The organism is Pseudonocardia sp., assembly GCF_035305885.1.
Taxonomy (GTDB): Bacteria; Actinomycetota; Actinomycetes; order Mycobacteriales; family Pseudonocardiaceae; genus Pseudonocardia.
Map to the genome: position 1 here is coordinate 26328 of NZ_DATGOP010000022.1, position 18179 is coordinate 44506.

An 18179-nucleotide genomic window follows, 5' to 3' on the forward strand; every position below is an offset into this window, starting at 1 on the left:
CCGGCCCGCTTCAGGTGGTCGGCAGGGAGAGCTGGTCGGCCACGATCTCCTGCACCTGCTCGACCACGCGCTCGTCGGTCACCAGCCCGAGCGACTCGACGGCGGCGATGTGGCGCGGGAGCTCGACGAAGCGGGTCAGCGCGACGCAGGGCCGGCCGAGGTCGTCGAAGAACTCCATGCGCACGTCGAGCCCGGGGTGGCCCAGCATCGTGATCGGCTCGGAGTCGACCACCCAGCCACCGCGCTCGCTCGCCAGGATCGCGGCGGTCCGTTCGGCGTCGGCGTCGCCCGGTGCCTCGGGGACGACCGCGAGCTGGTGGACCACGCTCGCGGGGGCGTCGTACGAGGTGTACAGCGTGCCCCCTCCTTCGATCTCCTGGGGCTCGGCCGGGCCGATCAGCCAGGCGGACACGCCGCTGTCCGGGTCGATCACCGGGAGGATCGGCTGCGGGACCCACCCGTCGGCGATCCACTCCAGGTACGCCGAGGGCAGGTCGCCCGGCTCGGCGGGCTCGACGAGGGCCGCCGGGCTGGGCGCGACGGACACCGGCCGGGTGGGTGCGGGCGCGGCGTGCGGAACGCCCTCCACGGACATGCTGCAGCCGGCGAGGACGACGCCCGCGGCGAGCGCGACGGCCGCCGTCCGGGCGATCCGGCCGATGGTGCGGGTGCTGCGACGGGACATCGGAACCTCCCGAAGCTCGAGGCGGGACACCTCGGACGACCCGACCCCGGCCGTCGCGGTTGGGCGGTGCGGCGGATTCCCCCGAACGCCCCCGCCGGGCGGGGTGGGCCGGCTACCGTCGGCCCGTGCCCGGCCGAGCGAGCTCCGTGCCGGCGCCGGCCACCCGCGACCAGGCCGACGCCTACCGGTTCGGCCTGCGGCGGATGGAGGCTGCGCTGGTGCGCGGCGACCCGGTGCCGCTGCACGAGCAGATCCGGTCCCAGCGACGCGCGGCGCTCGTCGGGGTCGTGCTCGGGCTGCTCGGCCTCTGCGGCTCCGCGCTGCTGGCCGCGGTGTCGCCGCAGCCGGACTGGAGGCGCCAGGACGTGGTCGTCGGCGCCGACTCGGGCGCCCTGTACGCGGTGGCCCGCGGCCCGGACCGGCTCGTCCCGGTCGCCAACCTGCCTGCCGCGCGGCTCGTGCTCGCGGCGCTGCGGGCGGGCGGCAGCAGCGACGCCGACCCGGCCACCGCGACCCCCGTCCCGGTCCCGGACGCCCTGCTCGACCCCGCTCCGCGCACGCCCGCGGCCGCCGTGCCGGGCGCGCACGCCGTGCGGCCCGACGGTCCGCCGATCCCACCGAGCTGGGCCGTCTGCGACACCGTGACCGCCGACGGGGAGCTCGTCGGCACGACGGTGCTCGGCGGGACCCCGCCGCTCGCGCCGGGCCCCGCGGAGGCGGGCGTGCTGCTCGACGCGGCCGGCAGCACCTGGCTCGTCACGGCGGGCCGCAGGCACCGCGTCGACGCCGACGACGGGCTGGTCGGCGCGGCGCTCGGGATCACCGGCCGGGTGCCGCGGGCCGCGACCCCCGCGCTGCTGTCGCTGCTCCCCGAAGGGCCACCGCTGGTCAACCCGCCCGTTCCGGGGCGCGGCGGGCGCGCGCCGGGCGGGCTGCCCGGCCGGATCGGCGACGTGTTCGTGGCGCAGCCGCCCGGCGGCGCCACGCAGCACTACGTGGTGCTCGCGGGCGGGGTGCAGGAGGTGCCGGCCGTGCTGGCCGAGGTGTTGCTCGCGGCGTCGGGGGCGCGCGAGCCGCGCCCGGTGGGGGCCGCGGAGCTCGCCGGGGTCGCCGTCGTGGACGAGCTGCCGGCAGCCGGCTGGCCGGACGTCGCCCCGCGCCTGGTCGAGGCCGCCGAGGCCCCGGTGCTCTGCTGGGGCTGGACGGCCGACGGCGCCCCCGACGGCACCGTCCGGGCGGGCGCGGAGGCGCCGCGGGGCGGGACGCCGGTGCGGCTCGCCCAGGCCGACGGGCCCGGCGACCGGGTCGACGAGGTTGTCGTGGGCCCGGGTGGGGCCGTGCGCGGCACCGGGCCCGGCCGGGACGCCGCCACGGGCCCGCTCTGGCTGGTGTCGAGCACCGGCGCGGCCCACGCGGTGGCCGACGAGGCGACCGCCGCCGCGCTGGGCATCACGGTGACCGCGCCCGCCCCCGAGGCGGTCCTGCGCCTCCTGCCGCAGGGCCCGACCCTCGACCTGGCGGCCGCCGGCCAGGTGGTCGACGCCCTGGGCGCCCTCTGACCCATCCGACGAACGCCGCGGCCGGCCCGTCCGCGCCGCGCCTGTTCCCGGCGGTCCTGCGGCTCGTGCCGGCGGGCCCAGCCATCGATGTCGCGGCTGCTGCCCGGGGCGGTGGGCGCCCATGCGCGGTCCCCCTGTTCCCGACGAACGGCGCGTTCGTCGGAAACGGGACGCGTGAGATCAGCCGCGGCCCGGGCGGCGGCGCAGCACCGCGACCGCGACCCCCGCCGCGGCCAGCACGACCGCGGCCGCGAGCAGGTCGAGCGGCCGGTCGGGCTCCGGCGACGGGGCCTGCGCATCGCCGGCGCCGGGGAGGTCGGCCACCTGCGCCGCGGCGTCCGCGAGCCGTGCCGGGTCGGGGGTGAGGCGCGCGGGCATGGTGGTGAGCGCGGCGACCGGGTCGATCACGCCGCGGCCCAGCGCACCGTCGTCGGCGGACGGCCTGCGGGCGGTGGCGAGGATGCGGTCCACGACCTCGGCCGCCGTGAGATCGGGGAACCGCTCGCGGATCAGCGCCGCGAGCCCGGCCACCCACGGCGCCGCGAAGCTGGTGCCGTCGAGACCGCCGGTGGTGCCGCCGCCGACGGCGAGCGAGCGCAGCCCCGTGCCGGGCGCCGCCACGTCGACCCACGGCCCCGGCAGGGTGAACGGCGCCGGGGTGTCGTCGGGCCCGACCGCGCCGACGGTCAGCACGTCCGCGTCGTACCAACCCGGCAGGGCGACCCGACCCGCGCCGTCCGCCGTGCAGCCGCCGGAGCCGACGTTGCCCGCCGCCGCGACCACCACCACGTCCGCCGCCGCGGCCGCGCGCAGGGCGGCCTGCAGCGCCGCGCCCGCCGTCGCCGCCCGGTCGGCGGGCAGGCAGACGGCTTCGGAGATGTTGACGACGTCGGCGCCCGAGCGGACGGCGAGCGCCACCGCCTCGGCGAGGGTGGCGGTGTCGCCGGCCGGGCGCCGCCCGCCGTCGGGCGCGGGCACGTCGAACGAGGGGCTGGACTGGCGGATCGCGAGCAGCTCCGCCTGCGGCGCGATGCCGACCGGCGTGGCGGAGCGCCCGCCGCGCACGGGGCCGGCCGCGAGCAGCCCGGCGACCGCCGTGCCGTGGCCGTCGCAGTCGTCGAGCCCGTCGCCGCCGGTGAGGTAGTCGCCGCCGCCGCGCAGGCGTGAGCCCAGCAGCGGGTGCGGGGCGACCCCGGTGTCGATCACGGCGATCATCTGGCCGCGGCCGGTGGCGAGCCGGTGCACCTCGGCGAGGCGCAGCCGCTCGGCGACGCTGCCCCGCCCGGACGGCACGCCCGCCGCGTCGGCCCGGGGCGGCGCGCAGCGCGCGGCGGCGCGGATCCCGGGCGCGGGACCCGGGGGCAGGCCGCGCGGCGGCGTCACCGAGACGCGCGGCGGCGCGGGCGGCCCCGGTTCGGCGACGGGGCCGGGCACGGCGGCACGCGCCGCGGCCGGGGCCACCACGGCGGCGTCGGCCGCGGCGGGGGTCACGGACGCCAGGCCCACCAGGGCGGCCGCGGCCAGCGCGCACCACCTCGATCGGGTCATCGGCGCCCTCACAACCCGCGGACGAGCCGGAACAGGTCCATCGCGGCGAACGCCGACGGAACGGCGGCGGCGACCAGGACCACGTCGAGCAGGTCGACCGCCCGGCGCACCACCGGGGACGTGCCGTCGGCGGCGCGGCCGAGCGCGGCGAGCCCGAGGCCCGCCACCCCGAGCAGGACGCCGGCGGCGACCAGCCGCGGCAGCGGCTCCGGGCGGGCCGCGGTGAGGGCCGCGAGCCCGGCCAGGCCGACGGCGGCGCAGCCCAGCAGGGTGCGCGCCGGTGCCGGGTCGGCGAAGCCGCGGGACCGCAGCGCGAGCACCGCGACGACCACGCAGGCGAGCGCGGGCCCGGCCCATCCGCCCGTGGCCGCGGCACCGAGCGCCCCGGCGACGGCGACGGCTGCGCAGCCGCCGGTGAGCCCGGCGAGGTAGCCGCGGGCGAGGTCGGATCGCTCGGCGAACTCCTCGGGCGGCAGCAGGTCGGGGCCGCGGTCGGCGGCGACGAGCTCGGCGGCGTCGGCGGGCACCACCGGGCGCGGCAGCCCGGCGAGCCGCAGCGCCACCCGGGGCAGCAGCGGCCCGGCGGCGACCGCGAGCGCCGCGGCCGCCGCCGCGACCGCCGACGGCGGGCTGCCGAAGCGCAGCACGGCGACGCCGCCCAGCCCCGCCGCCGCGGCGGCCACCACGGCCGCGACCAGCGCCGGGGCCACCACGCGGAGCGCGATCTGGGCGGCCGCGGCCACGGTGCCCGCAGCGGCGACGGCGAGCACCAGCCGCGCCGCGCCGGACGCGCCGGGGAGCGCCGCCCAGCCCGCGGCGGCGGCGAACGGAACGGCCGCGAGCGCGGCCGTGCGCCCCGCCAGCCGGCCGTGGTCCGTGGGGTCGGAGCGCGCCGAGTGCGCGGCCAGGCCCACCGCGGCGCCGGCCGCCAGCGTGGCGACGACCGCGCGCGGCGTGGCGGTGTCCACGCCTCCCGCGGCGAGCAGCGCGGCTGCGGTCCCGCACACCAGCAGCAGCGCCCGCGCGGCGAAGCGCCGGTCCGCGCGGCCCGGCCCGCCCGCCCGGGAGGCGAGCGCGTCGACGGGGTCGTCGAACACGGGCGGCGGCGGCGCGGGTGCGTCCGGGGCGAGCCGCAGCAGCTCCCCGTCGGGAACGCCCAGCTCCGCGAGCGACGCGCTCGGCGGCAGCGGCGCGCCCGCCGCCCCGGAGAGCCGCCACGGCATCGGCCGCACGCCGAACACCGGCTCGCCCACCAGGTCGAGCATCATCGGGACGAGCTCGGCCACCGGCACGTCGGCCGGCAGCGCGACGTCGACCGTCGCCCGCGGCGCGAGCACCGTGACGCGGCGGTACGGCGCCCCCTGACCAGCGGTGAGCATGGTGGTCCCCTCCGCGGAGCCGGGCGGACGAGTTTCGCGGAACGGCCCCGGCACGGCCCGTCGGCTGCCTAGCATCGCAGCGCCCGCGGCCCTGGTGGGCCGTTTCGCGAAAACTCGTGGGAGCCGGACATGAGCGCCGTGCGATCTCGCCTCACCCCGCCCCGGATGCCGGGTGGCGAGCTCACGCTCGAACCGCCGCCCGAGCCGGAGCGGGTGGTCCCGCCCGGGGTGCTGCAGCGGGTGCTGCCGCTCGCGATGCTCGCCGGCTCGGTCGGGTTCGTCGCCGTCGTCGGCCTGCGCGACCCCACGTCGCTGCTGTTCGGGGGCATGTTCGCGATCTCGGCGCTCGGCATGCTGTTCACCGGGGGCGGCCGCGGCAGCCGCACCGCCGCCACCGACGAGGACCGCCGCGACTACCTGCGGTACCTGTCGGTGCTGCGCGAGCGGGTGCGGGGCATCGCGGCCGAGCAGCGCGCGGCCCTCGAGTGGTCCCATCCGGAGCCGTCGGCCTGGCCCGCGGTGCTGCGCGCCGGCCGGATGTGGGAACGGCGGCCCGCCGACCCCGACTTCGGCCACGTCCGCGTCGGCCGGGGCGCCCAGCGGCTCGCCACCCGCCTGGTGCCGCCGCAGACCGGACCGGTCGACGGCCTCGAACCGGTCACCGCGCTCGCCCTGCGCCGGTTCCTGCTCGCCCACGCGGTCGTGCCCGACCTGCCGGTGGCGCTGTCGCTGCGCGCGAGCGGCGTGGTGTGGCTGGAGCCCGCCGGTGGCGCGGGGATGGACCGGGTGCGGGCGCTCGGCCGCGCGGTCGTCGCCCAGTACGCGCTGTGGCACGCGCCCGCCGACGCGCTGCTCGCCGTCGTGGCGCCGCCCTCGCTCGCCCACGAGTGGGAGTGGGTGAAGTGGCTCCCGCACGCCGGGCACCCGCGCCGCCACGACCTGGTCGGCCCGGTGCGGATGGTCACCGCGGACGCGGCCGACGTGCGGCGGTGGTGGCAGGCCGAGCTCGCCGGGCGCCCGCCCGGGCCCGGGCTGGGCGAGCCGCACCTGCTGGTGGTCGTCGACGACGTCGCCGAGGGGCCGGGGACGTGGGCCGGGGTCGCGGGAGTCACGGTGCTGCGGGTCGGGGCGCCCACCGGGCGGCGGCCCGCCCCGTCGGTGGTGCGGTTGCAGGTCACCCCGGACGTCCTGCTGCGCGTCGGCGGGGACGGCCGGCCCGCCGTGATCGGGCGGCCCGACGCGCTCTCCGTCGCGGAGGCCACGGCGCTCGCCCGCAGGCTCGCCCGCCACCGCGCGGCCGAGGTCACGGCGGCCGGCGACCCGGCGCCGTCGGCCCCGGCGGGGCTGCCCGCGCTGCTGAACCTGCGGCCCGGGGCGCGGGGCATCGCCGAGCTGCGGGCCCGCTGGGCGCGCTCGGACGCCGACCGGCTGCGGGTGCCGATCGGCGTCGACGAGAAGGGCGGGCCGGTCACGCTCGACCTCAAGGAGTCCGCCCAGGGCGGCAGCGGCCCGCACGGGCTCTGCATCGGCGCCACCGGCTCGGGCAAGAGCGAGCTCCTGCGCACGCTCGTGCTGGGCCTCGCCGCCGCGCACTCGTCCGAGGACCTCAACCTCGTGCTCGTCGACTTCAAGGGCGGCGCGACGTTCCTCGGGTTCGCCGACCTGCCGCACGTCTCCGCGGTGATCACCAACCTCGCCGACGAGATCGGCCTGGTCGACCGCATGGCCGACGCGCTCGCCGGGGAGATCACGCGCAGGCAGGAGCTGCTGCGCGCGGCGGGCAACCTCGTGAGCGTCACCGAGTACGCCGCCGCCCGGCGCGCGGGCGCCGACCTGCCGCCGCTGCCCGCGCTGCTGGTCGTGGTCGACGAGTTCTCCGAGCTGCTCGCGCAGCGGCCGGAGCTGATCGACCTGCTGGTCACGATCGGCAGGCTCGGGCGCTCGCTCGGGCTGCACCTGCTGCTCGCCTCGCAGCGCCTCGACGAGGGGCGGCTGCGCGGGCTCGAGTCGCACCTGTCCTACCGGATCGCGCTGCGGACGTTCTCCGCTGCGGAGTCGCGGGCCGTCCTCGGTGTCCCCGATGCGCACCAGCTGCCGTCGGCGCCCGGCTCGGCGTTCCTCGCCACCGGCACCGGGGAGCTGGTCCGGTTCCGCGCCGCGTACGTGTCGGGCCCGGACGCGGCGCCCCGGCAGGCGGGCCCCGCGCCGCAGCGGCCGCGCGCACACCCGTTCCAGGTGGCACCGGTGCTCGAACCCGACCGCGCGCGGCCGTTCGGGCCGGACCCCGGCGACGGCCCCACCGTCCTCGAGACCGTCATCGCGGCGATGGCGGGCACCGGCCCGCCCGCGCACCAGGTGTGGCTCCCGCCCCTGGGCGACCCGCCGTGGCTCGACGAGCTCGCCCCACCCGGCGGCCCGCTGCAGGTGGCCGTCGGCCTCGTCGACCGCCCCTACCAGCAGCGCCGCGACGCACTCGTCGTCGACCTCGCGGGCGGCTCCGGACACCTCGCCGTGGTCGGCGGCCCGCGCAGCGGCAAGTCCTCGGCGCTGGCCACCACCGTGCTGGCGCTCGCGACGGCGAGCTCGCCCGCCGAGCTCGGCGTGCACGTCCTCGACTTCGGCGGCGGGGCGCTGGCGGCGCTCGCCGGGCTCCCGCACGTCGGCACGGTCGCCGACCGACAGCAGCCGGACCTCGTGCGCCGCGTCGTCGCCGAGTTCGCGGCCGTGCTCGCCCGGCGCGAGCAGCTGTTCCGCGAGCACGGCATCGCCTCGGTCGAGGACTTCCGGGCCCGACGGGCGGCGGGCGGGTTCCCGGACGAGCCGGCCACCGACGTCCTGCTCGTCGTCGACGGCTACCTCGTCCTGCGGGGCGAGTTCGACGACCTGGAGGCGCGCCTGCTCCCGCTCGCGACGCAGGGCCTGGCCTACGGGCTGCACCTCGCGCTCTCGGCAACCCGTTGGAGCGAGCTGCGACCGGCCCTGAAGGACCTGGTCGGCGGGCGGATCGAGCTGCGCCTGGGGGAACCCGCCGAGTCCGAGGTCGACCGGCGCAGGGCGGCGGGCGTCCCCGCGCGACCGGGGCACGGGCTCGCGCCCGACGGCGCGCCCGCCGTGGTCGCGGCGCCGCGCACCTCCACCGCCGACCTGCCGGGGCTGGTGGCCGAGATCGCCCGCGCGCGGCCCGGCCCCGGGTTCGCCCCCGTGCGGCTGCTGCCCGACCGCATCGACCTCGACCGGCTGCCGCCCGGCCCCGACGGGATCCCGCTCGGCGTGGACGAGGATCGGCTCGCGCGCGTGGTGCTCGACCCCGCCACCGAACCCCACCTGCTGTGCTTCGCCGACGCGGAGAGCGGCAAGACCACGCTGCTGCGGCTGGTCGCGCACGGCGTCGTCACCGCCTTCACCCCGCAGCAGGCGCGCATCGTGCTCGTCGACCACCGGCGCACGCTGCTCGGCGCCGTCCCGGACTCGCACCTGATCGGCTGCACGAGCACCGCCGACGCCACCGCGGCGGCGATGCGCGCGGTCGCCGACTCGTTGCGCAGGCGGCTGCCCGGGCCCGACGTCACGCCGCGGGAGCTGCGCGAACGCAGCTGGTGGAGCGGCCCGGACGTGTACGTCCTCGTCGACGACTACGACCTGGTCGCCCCGGGCGGGGCCACGGCGAACCCGCTGCTGCCGCTCGTGGAGTTCCTCGCGCAGGCCAAGGACGTCGGGCTGCACCTCGTCGTCGCCCGGCGCTGCGGCGGCGCGGCGCGGGCCCTGTACGACCCCGTGCTCGGGCGGCTGCGCGAGCTCGCCGCACCGGGCCTGGTCATGAACGGCAGCCCCGACGAGGGTGCGCTGCTCGGCACGGTCAAGCCCGCGCCGGAGCCGCCCGGGCGCGGTGTGCTGGTCGACCGGCGCCGCCGGGCCCGCCGCGTCCAGCTCGCGTGGCTGCAGCCCGCGGAGGACGCGTAGTGCGCCCGGTCCGCGTCGCGGTGCAGGAGGGGGTGGGCTTCGTCCGGGTCGCGGGTGCCGGGTCGGACGGCACGCCCCGGCTGATCGCCGAACTGCCCGCGCCCGGGCCGGGGACCGCTGCGCTGCTCACCCACCTGGTCGGGGCGCCGCCGGAGGAGCTGGTGCTCGTCCACCCGGGCCGGTGGTCGCCGCAGCGCGTCACGGGGTGGGCCCGCGAGCACGCGCACCTCGCGCACCGCGTCGCCACGGTGCCCGCCCCGCTCGCGGCGGCGGGAGGCGGTGGCGTCGCCGTGCTCGACGTCGGCGCGTCCGGGGCGGAGGCCACCCTCCTGGACGCGGACGGCCGGGTCCGGGCCACCGCGGCCGTCGACGGGGGAGGGCGGCTCCTCGACGAGCTCGTGGCCGCGCGCACGGGTCGCGATCCGGCCGCAGCGCGGGCCCTGCGGGAGGCGTCGTCGCTGCTCCCGGCCGTCGACGGGGTCGAAGCCGCCGAGGTGCGCGCCGCGGTCGCCGGGCCGCTGCGGGCGGCGGTGGCGGCGCTGCGCGAGGTGTTGGCGGGTGCGCCGCGGGTCCTCGTCGTCGGCGGGGTGGCGCGGACCCCGGAGCTCGCCCGCGCGCTCGACGAGGCGGACCTGCCGCGCGTCGAGGTCGCTCCCCGCCCCGAGGCGGCCGCGGTGCTGGGCGCCCTGGACCCCGACCTGCCGCGCGCCCACTGCCCCACGGGTCCGGTGCCGGCGCCCGCCGGGGGCGGGCCGTACCTGCCCGCGCCTCCCGCCCGGTCGCGGGTGGGCCGGGTGGCGCTCGCCTGCGTCGCCGCCGCGGTCGCGCTCGCCGCGGTGCCCGCGCTCGGGCGGCTCGTCCCGCCCACCGCGGCGGCCGGCACGGCGGGGGTCCTCGTGCAGTACGGCTACCGGCTCGACGTGCCCGAGGGCTGGGAGCACAGCGGCGGGCTCCCCGAGCGGCGGCGGGTCCTGCTCACGCCGGTGGCCGCGCCCGAGGGCAGCGACCTCATCGCGGTGGAGCGCTCCCCGCTCGGCTACGACCCGGTCGCCGAGCCCGAGCGGGCGCGGGCCGAGCTGCGCGCCGCCTACGACGCCGCGCGCGCCCACGGCGCGGCGCTCACCGGCTACGACCCGGAAGGCCGGTTCGCCGGGCGGGCGGTCACCACCTACCGGCAGCAGGAGCCGGGCGGCACCGTCGTCGACTGGTACGTGGTGTTCGACGCCGGATCGCAGCTCAGCGTCGGCTGCCGGCGCACGGCCGCCGGCGCGGAGGCGGTGCGGGCGGCGTGCGCGGTCGTCGTGGCGTCCGTCGGGGCGGCCTGACGTTCACACCTGCGAACGATCCGCCGCGTTCGCCCCCGCGGGCCGGGAGCCGGTGCGAGCGTGGCGGCAACCGCACGGAAGGGGACCGGCATGACCCAGGGATTCGGCACGAGCGTCGAGGAGATGCAGGCCGCGGCGCAGCACGTGCTCGCCGTGAACGACACGGTGCAGAACGACCTCGCCACGCTGCGCGCCCGGCTCGCGCCGCTCGCGGGGGCGTGGCGGGGCAGGGCCGCCACCGAGTTCGCCAACCTCATGGCCCGCTGGGAGGCCGACGCGAAGGCGCTCAACGACGCGCTGCGCGGCATCGGCGAGTCGATCCGGGGCAGCGGGGTGAGCTACCAGGCCCAGGAGGACCAGCAGGCGGGCGACATGTCCGCGATCCGCGCGGCGCTGGGCTGAGGGGGAGCGATGAGCGAGATCGTCGTCACGTTCGCGGCGCTCGAGGCCGCGCAGGCCGACGTCGCGGGCGCGGCCGGGCGGATGACCACGCAGCTGGACGAGCTGAAGCGGTTCCTCGCGCCCCTGGTCGCCACGTGGCAGGGCCAGGCCGCCGCCGAGTACCGGGCCAGGCAGCGCCAGTGGGACACCGCCGCCGAGGGCCTCACGAACGTGCTGGGCAGGATCGGCGTCGCGCTCGGCGCGGCGAACGAGAACTACCAGCACGTCGAGCGGGTCAACGCCGCTCGGTGGCGCGGCTGAGGCGTCGCAGCGGGCGTCGGAGGGGGGCGTTTTGCACCCCCTCCGACGCGCCGGGTACCCTCGTTATTCGATGTGCGGCGGGTGGACACCCGCGGCCGTGCCACCACGGCCCGCACGGCCCGCCCAACGGGCCCGGCGCCCCAGCATGCCGCACTCATGCACCAGAGGCAGCTCCCACGAGCAGACGACATCGACGAGGTAGGTCCGTGCCCACGTACAGCCCCAAGCCCGGCGAGATCTCCCGCGCCTGGCACGTGATCGATGCCACCGACGTGGTGCTCGGGCGCCTCGCATCGCACGCCGCCACCTTGCTGCGCGGCAAGCACAAGCCGACCTACGCCCCCCACATGGACACGGGCGACTTCGTCATCATCGTCAACGCCGACAAGGTCGCCGTCAGCGGCACCAAGCGCGACAACAAGTTCGTCTACCGGCACAGCGGCTACCCCGGCGGGCTGAAGAAGCGCACGGTCGGCGAGATGCTGGAGAAGCACCCGGACCGGCTCGTCGAGAAGGCGGTCAAGGGCATGCTCCCGAAGAACCGCCTCGGCCGGGCGATGGCGAAGAAGCTCAAGGTCTACGCCGGCCCCGACCACCCGCACGCCGCGCAGAAGCCGGCCGCGTTCGAGATCACCCAGGTCGCCCAGTGACGTACCCAGACGCGACCACGCCAGAAGAGGGACAGCCCGTGACCACCCCCGAGTCCGAGTACGAGGCCGTCGAGGAGGCTGCGGTCGACGCCGAGGCCACCGAGTACGCCGACGCGACCGACGCGTACGACACCGAGATCGGCGCCGACGTCGCGCTGCCCGAGATCCCGGCCGTCTACTCCGACCGCCCGATCCAGACCGTCGGCCGCCGCAAGGAGGCCGTGGTCCGGGTCCGGCTGGTCCCCGGGTCGGGCGAGTTCCGCCTCAACGGCCGGTCCCTCGAGGAGTACTTCCCGAGCAAGCTGCACCAGCAGCTGATCCGGGAGCCGCTCGTCACGGTCGAGAAGACCGACCGCTACGACATCTACGCCAACCTCAAGGGCGGCGGCACCTCCGGCCAGGCCGGTGCGCTGCGCCTGGCGATCGCCCGCGCGCTCGTCGAGGCCGACGCGGAGGACCGCCCGCCGCTGAAGAAGGCCGGCTTCCTCACCCGCGACGCGCGCGTCATCGAGCGCAAGAAGTACGGCCTCAAGAAGGCCCGCAAGGCGCCTCAGTACAGCAAGCGCTGACGCCTTGAGCGCACGGCGTCTGTTCGGCACCGACGGCGTCCGCGGACTGGCCAACGGCGAGCTCCTCACCCCGGAGCTCGCCGTCGCGCTCTCCGCGTCCGCCGCCCGCGTGCTCGCCGAGCGCGACCGCTCGCGCCGTCCGGTCGCCGTCGTCGGCCGCGACCCGCGCGCGAGCGGCGAGATGCTCGAGGCCGCGGTCGTCGCCGGGCTCACCTCGGCCGGCGCCGACGCCGTGCGCGTCGGGGTCCTGCCCACGCCCGCGGTGGCGTTCCTCGTCGCCGACCTCGGGGCCGACTTCGGGGTGATGATCTCCGCGTCGCACAACCCGATGCCCGACAACGGCATCAAGCTGTTCGCGGCGGGCGGGCACAAGCTCCCCGACTCGGTGGAGAGCGCGGTCGAGGACGGCATCGGCGCCGCCGCGGAACGGCCCACCGGCGCGGCCATCGGTCGCGTCCGCGATCTCGCCGACGCGACCGAGCGGTACCGCGACCACCTGCTCTCCGTCACCCCGGGCTCGCTGTCCGGGCTGCGCGTGGTCGTCGACTGCGCGCACGGCGCCGCCTCGACCGTCGCCCCGGAGACCTATCGGCGCGCGGGCGCCGACGTCGTGGCGCTGCACGCCGAGCCGGACGGGCTCAACATCAACGACGGGGTCGGCTCCACCCACATCGGGCCGCTGCGCGAGGCCGTCCGCGCCCACGGCGCCGACCTCGGCATCGCCCACGACGGCGACGCCGACCGCTGTCTCGCCGTCGACGCCACCGGCGCCGAGGTCGACGGCGACCAGATCATGGCCGTCCTCGCCGTCGCCATGCGGGAGGCGGGTGAGCTCGCCCACGACACGCTCGTCGCGACCGTCATGAGCAACCTCGGCCTGCACCTCGCGATGCGCGAGGTGGGCATCGCCGTGCGCACCACCGCCGTCGGGGACCGGTACGTGCTCGAGGAGCTGCGCCAGGGCGGCTACAGCCTCGGGGGCGAGCAGTCCGGGCACGTGGTCATGCCCCGCTACGCCACCACCGGCGACGGCCTGCTCACCGCGCTGCGGCTCATGGCCCGCATGACCGCCACCGGCCGCACCCTCGCCGACCTCGCCTCGATCGTCACGCCGCTGCCGCAGGTGCTGCGGAACGTGCGCGTCGCCGACAAGGCCGCGGTGGCCGCGTCGGCCGCCGTTCGCGAGGCGGTCGAGAAGGCCGAGGTCGCGCTCGGGGGGGCCGGGCGGGTGCTGCTGCGGCCGTCGGGCACCGAGCAGCTGGTGCGTGTGATGGTCGAGGCGCCCTCGGCCGAGCAGGCGGAGGCCACCGCGATCCGGCTGGCCGAGGTCGTCGCCGCCGTCCGGTAGCCGAGTTCTCGCGTTCGGCCCCGGGGCCGGGCGTTCGCGGGGCACCATCGGCGCATGCCACCCGAGCTGCACCTGCGTCCGGACGCGCTGGACCACCACGCACGCCGCGCGTCCGGGCTCGCCGACGAGCTGCACGAGGCGCTGCGCGGAGCACCGGACGACGGTGAGGCCGAGCGGCTGCGGGGCGTCGTCGAGGCGGCCGCGGCGGAGCTCACCGAGCTCGCCGCCGTGCTGCGCGGTGTCGCGGCCGCGGGGTCCGCGGTCGAGGGCGACGTGGCGGCCGCGCTCGCCCGGATCGGCGACGCGCTGGGGCCGCGGTGAACGCCGACCCGTTCGGCGACGCGGCGCGGTGGTCCGCCCGGCTCGCCGAGGTGCTGCTGGACGTGGGCAGGCGGGCCGCCGAGCTGGGCGACTCGCTCGCCCGGGACTGGCCGGACGACCGCGGCCGCGAGTGGGCCGATCGCGCGGCACGGCTCGGCAGCCGGCTCGGGCGGGAGGCGGACGCCGCGGCCGAGCTGGGCGGGGCGTACGCGCGGGAGGCGGCCGCGGGCTCGCCGGCGGGCGGCCGGACCGGGATCCGCCTCGGCGGCACGCAGGCCCAGCGCGTCGGGGAGGAGCGGGGGATGCGGATCGCCGAGATCGACCCGCCCCGGCTCGGTTGATCAGCGCACGCGGACCGCGACGCGCCCGCGCTCAGCTCGGGGCGTGACTCGCCGTCACCCACACCGCGGCTCGCGCGCACCCAGCCTGCGACTCGCGCGCACCCAGCCCGCGGCTCGCGCGCACCCACGGCGCGACTCGCCGGTGGTGGGGGCGCGACTCACCCACACCGAGACCGCGACTCGCCTGTGCTCAGGGCGCGACCCGCGGGCGGGTGAGGGTGGTGCCGGGCACCTTGCCGTCGACCAGCACCTCGAGCCGGTCCTCGCCCAGCAGGTGGTGCATGAGGAACGCGGTGACCAGGGCGCGGGTGAGCCGGCGGGTCTTCGCGTCGGGGCCGCCGGAGAGCACGAAGTCGCTCCAGTGCCTGCCCTCGAGGAAACCGGTGTGGGTGGCCTTGTTGATGGTCCGCAGCCACACCGGGCCGCCCGCCGCGGCGGCGACCGGCTCGGCGTTGCCCGCGGGCGGGGTGACGGTGTCCTTCCCCGCGGCCAGGTGCAGCACCGGCACGGTGACAGCGCGCGCGGCGTCGTGCACCGCCGTGTGGGTCTGCGCCACGGCGAGCGTGACGACCGCCCCGACCCGCTGGTGCCCCTGGGCGGCCATCAGCGCGGCCGCGCCGCCGATCCCGTGGCCCGCGAACGCGGTGCGGCGGGCGTCCACGCTGATCCGCCCGTCGCCGAGGCGCACGCCGACGCACACGTCGAGCGCGGTGCGCAGGTCGGCGGCGAAGCCGGCGTGGCTGGGCAGCGGGCCGCGGTGGCTGCCGGGGGCGGCGGCCACGAAGCCCCACGACGCGAGGTGGCGCAGCAGGTCGGCGTAGCGCTGCGGGGGCTGCAGCCAGTCGTGGCCGAACGCGACGGCGGGCAGCCCGAGCCCCGCCTCGGGCGCGAACACGACGCCGGGGAGGCCGACCATGCCGAGGTCGCCGCGCAGCACGGGGTGCGGGCCGGGGCGCGACAGCTGCTCGACGGCGTCCTTGGCCCCGCGGACCTCGGGCGGCCGGACGGCGGAGCGGGTGCGGGTCACGGTGCGCACGTTAGCGGCCCCGGTCGGGTGTCGGCGACGCCGACGCGCGCGACACCCGCGGACGATCGGTCCTACGCTCGCTCCCATGCGGGGGGTCTGGACTGCTCAGCAGGTGCGCGACGCCGAGGCCGTGCTGCTCGGGCGCACCCCGGAGGGCGCCCTGATGCGGCGCGCGGCGTTCGGGCTCGCGGTGCAGGCCCGCCGGATGCTCGCGGCGGGCGGCCCGGTCGCGGGCAGGCGGGTCGTGCTGCTCGTCGGCGCGGGCAACAACGGCGGCGACGCGCTGTGGGCCGGCGCGGACCTGCGCAGGCGCGGCGTGGGCGTCACGGCCGTGCTGCTCAACCCGGAGCGGGCGCACCCGGCCGGGCTCGCCGCGCTGGTGCGCGCGGGCGGGCGTGTGGTGGACGCGCAGGCGGGCGTGGTCGCCGTGCCCGGCGCCGACCTCGTGATCGACGGGATCGTGGGCATCTCCGGCCGCGGGGCGCTGCGCGAGCCCGCGGCCCGCCTGGTGGCGGCGGCCGACGGGGCCGGCGTGCCGGTGCTCGCCGTCGACCTGCCCAGCGGGGTCGACCCGGACACGGGCGCCGTCGACGGGCCCGCGGTCACCGCGGCGGCCACGGTGACGTTCGGCGCGCTCAAACCGGTGCACGTGCTCGCCGCGGCCCGCTGCGGCCCGGTGCACCTGGTGGACATCGGCCTCACGCCGCTGCTGCCCGAGCCGCACGCCCACGTGCTCGACGCCCCGGACGTGGGCTCGCGCTGGCCCGTCCCCGGCCCGGCCGACGACAAGTACACCCAGGGCGTGACGGGGATCGCGGCCGGGTCCGCGCTCTACCCGGGCGCGGCCGTGCTGGCCGCGGGCGCCGCGGCGCTCGCCACGAGCGGCATGGTGCGCTTCGCAGGCAGCGCGGCGCCCGGGGTGCGCGACCACTGGCCCGAGGTCGTGGCCACCGGCTCGATCGAGGAGGCGGGACGGGTGCAGGCCTGGGCCGTCGGGCCGGGCATCGGCACCGACGAGGTGGGCCGCGAGGTGCTGGAGGCCGCCATCGCCGAGGAGGTGCCGCTGTGCGTGGACGCCGACGGGATCACGCTGCTCGCCGCGCACGACGACCTCCGCGAGGCGCTGCGGGGGCGGCCGGTGGTGCTCACCCCGCACGACCGCGAGTTCGCCCGGGTGGCGGGCGAGGTGGGCACCGACCGCATCGGCGCCGCGCGCAGGGCGGCCGCCGAGCTGGGCGTCACCGTGCTGCTCAAGGGCAACGCCACGGTCGTCGCCGATCCCGACGGGCGCGCGCTGGTCCAGCCGGCACCGTCGTCGTGGGCGGCCACCGCGGGCTCCGGGGACGTGCTGACCGGCGTGATCGGCGCGCTGCTCGCCGCGGGCCTCGAGCCGTGGTGGGCGGCGGGCTGCGCGGCGTACGTGCACGGCCTGGCCGCCGAGCTGGCCGCGCGGGGCGCTCCGGCGCCCGCGTCGCGCCTGCAGGCCGCGCTCCCGGAGGCGATCCGCTCCGTGCGCGCCGCGGCGGGGTGTGCTGGTTAGCCGGGATGCGCAGCCCGCGCTGGATGCGATGATGGCCGTCGTGGAGTCTCCGTCGAGCGCGCCGAGGGCAGAGGCCCTCGTCGACCTCGCCGCCGTCCGGCACAACGTCGGGGTGCTGCGGGAAGCGGCCCCGACGGCCGAGCTGATGGCCGTGGTCAAGGCCGACGGGTACGGCCACGGCGCGGTCGCGGTCGGGGAGGCCGCGCTCGCCGCGGGCGCCTCCTGGCTGGGCGTCTGCACCCTCGAGGAGGCCGCCGAGCTGCGGGCGGCGGGCATCACGGCGCCGCTGCTGTCGTGGCTGCACCTGCCCGACGAGGACTTCACCGAGGCCGTCGCCACCGCCGTCGACCTGTCGGTCGCGTCGCGGGCGCACCTGGCCGCGGTCGTCGCCGGCGCCAGGCGGGCCGGCCGGCCGGCCCGGGTGCACCTCAAGGCCGACACCGGGATGTGCCGGAACGGGGCGCAGCCCGCGGACTGGCCCGCGCTGCTCGACGACGTCGAGAAGGCGGCCGCCGACGGGCACGTCGAAGTCGTGGCGGTCTGGTCGCACCTGGCCAACGCCGACGTCCCCGACCACCCGAGCCTCGACGTCCAGGCGGCGCGGCTCACCGCGGCCTGGCAGGCGGCCCGCGAGCGCGGGTTCACCCCGATCCGCCACCTCGCCAACGCCGCCGCCACGCTCACCCGGCCCGACCTGCACTTCGACCTCGTGCGGCCGGGCATCGCGGTGTACGGGCTCGACCCGCTCGGCCGCCCGGTCGCCGACACCCCGCTGCGGCCCGCGATGACGCTGCGCGGGCGGGTGGCGCTGGTCAAGCGGGTGCCCGCGGGCGAGGGCGTGTCGTACGGGCACGAGTGGACCACCCCCCGCGAGACCACCCTCGCGCTCGTCCCGCTCGGGTACGCCGACGGCGTGCCGCGCAGGCTGAGCGGGCGGATGGAGGTGCTGCTCGCCGGCGAGCGGCGCCCCGTCGTCGGCCGCGTGAGCATGGACCAGGTGGTCGTGGACTGCGGGGACGCGACCGTCCGGGAAGGCGACCCGGCGGTGTTCTTCGGCCCCGGTGACGACGGCGAGCCGACCGCCCAGGACTGGGCGGACGCGCTCGGAACCATCCACTACGAGATCGTGACGGGCGTGCACCGCAGGCGCGTGACCCGCACCCACACCGGGACCACAGGGTGAGACGAGGACAGATCTGGACAACGGTGGCCGGCGCCGCGGGCG

General features: G+C 78.6%; 16 protein-coding genes. 12 read left to right on the forward strand and 4 right to left on the reverse strand.

Going from position 1 to position 18179, the window contains the following annotated elements; genetic code table 11:
- Nucleotides 1-10: 10 nt before the first annotated feature.
- Entirely contained in the window at nucleotides 11-685 is a 675-nt protein-coding gene (locus VKZ81_RS03800) for a hypothetical protein (protein WP_324239982.1), read from the reverse strand.
- Nucleotides 686-810: 125 nt separating this feature from the next.
- On the opposite strand from VKZ81_RS03800, the gene eccB reads away from it, so the two are divergent.
- Nucleotides 811-2244, forward strand: a complete 1434-nt coding sequence (gene eccB / locus VKZ81_RS03805; protein ID WP_324239983.1) for a type VII secretion protein EccB — start codon at nucleotides 811-813, stop codon at nucleotides 2242-2244.
- 180 nt (nucleotides 2245-2424) lie between these two features.
- Here the strand turns inward: eccB and mycP are convergent, their stop codons facing one another.
- Both mycP and eccD read right to left on the reverse strand, forming a co-directional pair.
- The gene (mycP, locus tag VKZ81_RS03810) at nucleotides 2425-3792 is read right to left on the reverse strand and encodes a type VII secretion-associated serine protease mycosin (protein WP_324239984.1); all 1368 of its coding nucleotides are present in this window, start codon (nucleotides 3790-3792) and stop codon (nucleotides 2425-2427) included.
- 8 nt (nucleotides 3793-3800) lie between these two features.
- Nucleotides 3801-5171, reverse strand: a complete 1371-nt coding sequence (eccD, locus tag VKZ81_RS03815) for a type VII secretion integral membrane protein EccD (protein ID WP_324239985.1) — start codon at nucleotides 5169-5171, stop codon at nucleotides 3801-3803.
- Between the two features lie 129 nt (nucleotides 5172-5300).
- Here eccD and eccCa point away from each other — a divergent pair, with 129 nt between their 5' ends.
- From eccCa to VKZ81_RS03860, 9 genes are all read left to right on the forward strand, one after another.
- Nucleotides 5301-9131 (forward strand): type VII secretion protein EccCa, encoded by a 3831-nt coding sequence (gene eccCa / locus VKZ81_RS03820; RefSeq protein ID WP_324239986.1) that lies wholly within the window; start codon nucleotides 5301-5303, stop codon nucleotides 9129-9131.
- Entirely contained in the window at nucleotides 9131-10456 is a 1326-nt protein-coding gene (locus VKZ81_RS03825) for a type VII secretion-associated protein (protein ID WP_324239987.1), read from the forward strand. Before eccCa ends, VKZ81_RS03825 begins: the two co-directional genes overlap by 1 nt.
- 90 nt (nucleotides 10457-10546) lie before the next feature.
- Entirely contained in the window at nucleotides 10547-10858 is a 312-nt protein-coding gene (locus VKZ81_RS03830) for a WXG100 family type VII secretion target (RefSeq protein WP_324239988.1), read from the forward strand.
- 9 nt (nucleotides 10859-10867) lie between these two features.
- Complete coding sequence (locus tag VKZ81_RS03835) at nucleotides 10868-11158, forward strand: WXG100 family type VII secretion target (RefSeq protein WP_324239989.1); 291 nt, start codon at nucleotides 10868-10870, stop codon at nucleotides 11156-11158.
- Between the two features lie 206 nt (nucleotides 11159-11364).
- Nucleotides 11365-11808, forward strand: a complete 444-nt coding sequence (rplM, locus tag VKZ81_RS03840) for a 50S ribosomal protein L13 (RefSeq protein WP_324239990.1) — start codon at nucleotides 11365-11367, stop codon at nucleotides 11806-11808.
- A gap of 137 nt (nucleotides 11809-11945) precedes the next feature.
- Complete coding sequence (gene rpsI, locus VKZ81_RS03845; protein WP_324240025.1) at nucleotides 11946-12377, forward strand: 30S ribosomal protein S9; 432 nt, start codon at nucleotides 11946-11948, stop codon at nucleotides 12375-12377.
- A 4-nt stretch (nucleotides 12378-12381) separates the two neighbouring features.
- Nucleotides 12382-13725, forward strand: a complete 1344-nt coding sequence (gene glmM / locus VKZ81_RS03850) for a phosphoglucosamine mutase (RefSeq protein ID WP_324239991.1) — start codon at nucleotides 12382-12384, stop codon at nucleotides 13723-13725.
- Between the two features lie 54 nt (nucleotides 13726-13779).
- Entirely contained in the window at nucleotides 13780-14046 is a 267-nt protein-coding gene (locus tag VKZ81_RS03855; RefSeq protein ID WP_324239992.1) for a hypothetical protein, read from the forward strand.
- A complete protein-coding gene (locus VKZ81_RS03860) occupies nucleotides 14043-14387 on the forward strand; it encodes a hypothetical protein (RefSeq protein ID WP_324239993.1) in 345 nt (114 codons plus the stop codon). Before VKZ81_RS03855 ends, VKZ81_RS03860 begins: the two co-directional genes overlap by 4 nt.
- Before the next feature lie 190 nt (nucleotides 14388-14577).
- Here VKZ81_RS03860 and VKZ81_RS03865 read toward each other — a convergent pair whose 3' ends face one another.
- Nucleotides 14578-15414, reverse strand: coding sequence for a dienelactone hydrolase family protein (locus VKZ81_RS03865; RefSeq protein ID WP_324239994.1), 837 nt, complete (start codon nucleotides 15412-15414; stop codon nucleotides 14578-14580).
- Nucleotides 15415-15499: 85 nt separating this feature from the next.
- Here VKZ81_RS03865 and VKZ81_RS03870 point away from each other — a divergent pair, with 85 nt between their 5' ends.
- Both VKZ81_RS03870 and alr read left to right on the forward strand, forming a co-directional pair.
- Nucleotides 15500-16954 carry an NAD(P)H-hydrate dehydratase gene (locus VKZ81_RS03870; protein WP_324239995.1) on the forward strand — a complete coding sequence of 485 codons (1455 nt, stop codon included), beginning with the start codon at nucleotides 15500-15502 and terminating at the stop codon, nucleotides 16952-16954.
- Nucleotides 16955-16985: 31 nt separating this feature from the next.
- On the forward strand, nucleotides 16986-18137 hold the full coding sequence (alr, locus tag VKZ81_RS03875; protein ID WP_324239996.1) for an alanine racemase: 1152 nt from the start codon (nucleotides 16986-16988) through the stop codon (nucleotides 18135-18137).
- Nucleotides 18138-18179 lie beyond the last annotated feature (42 nt).

Excerpts from the sequence above, each read along its gene's own strand:
- VKZ81_RS03800 (WP_324239982.1), bottom strand. The coding sequence starts at position 685 with ATGTCCCGTCGCAGCACCCGCACCATCGGCCGGATCGCCCGGACGGCG.
- eccCa (WP_324239986.1), top strand. The coding sequence starts at position 5,301 with ATGAGCGCCGTGCGATCTCGCCTCACCCCGCCCCGGATGCCGGGTGGC.
- eccD (WP_324239985.1), bottom strand. The coding sequence starts at position 5,171 with ATGCTCACCGCTGGTCAGGGGGCGCCGTACCGCCGCGTCACGGTGCTC.
- VKZ81_RS03835 (WP_324239989.1), top strand. The coding sequence starts at position 10,868 with ATGAGCGAGATCGTCGTCACGTTCGCGGCGCTCGAGGCCGCGCAGGCC.
- VKZ81_RS03870 (WP_324239995.1), top strand. The coding sequence starts at position 15,500 with ATGCGGGGGGTCTGGACTGCTCAGCAGGTGCGCGACGCCGAGGCCGTG.
- VKZ81_RS03830 (WP_324239988.1), top strand. The coding sequence starts at position 10,547 with ATGACCCAGGGATTCGGCACGAGCGTCGAGGAGATGCAGGCCGCGGCG.
- alr (WP_324239996.1), top strand. The coding sequence starts at position 16,986 with ATGGCCGTCGTGGAGTCTCCGTCGAGCGCGCCGAGGGCAGAGGCCCTC.
- VKZ81_RS03855 (WP_324239992.1), top strand. The coding sequence starts at position 13,780 with ATGCCACCCGAGCTGCACCTGCGTCCGGACGCGCTGGACCACCACGCA.
- mycP (WP_324239984.1), bottom strand. The coding sequence starts at position 3,792 with ATGACCCGATCGAGGTGGTGCGCGCTGGCCGCGGCCGCCCTGGTGGGC.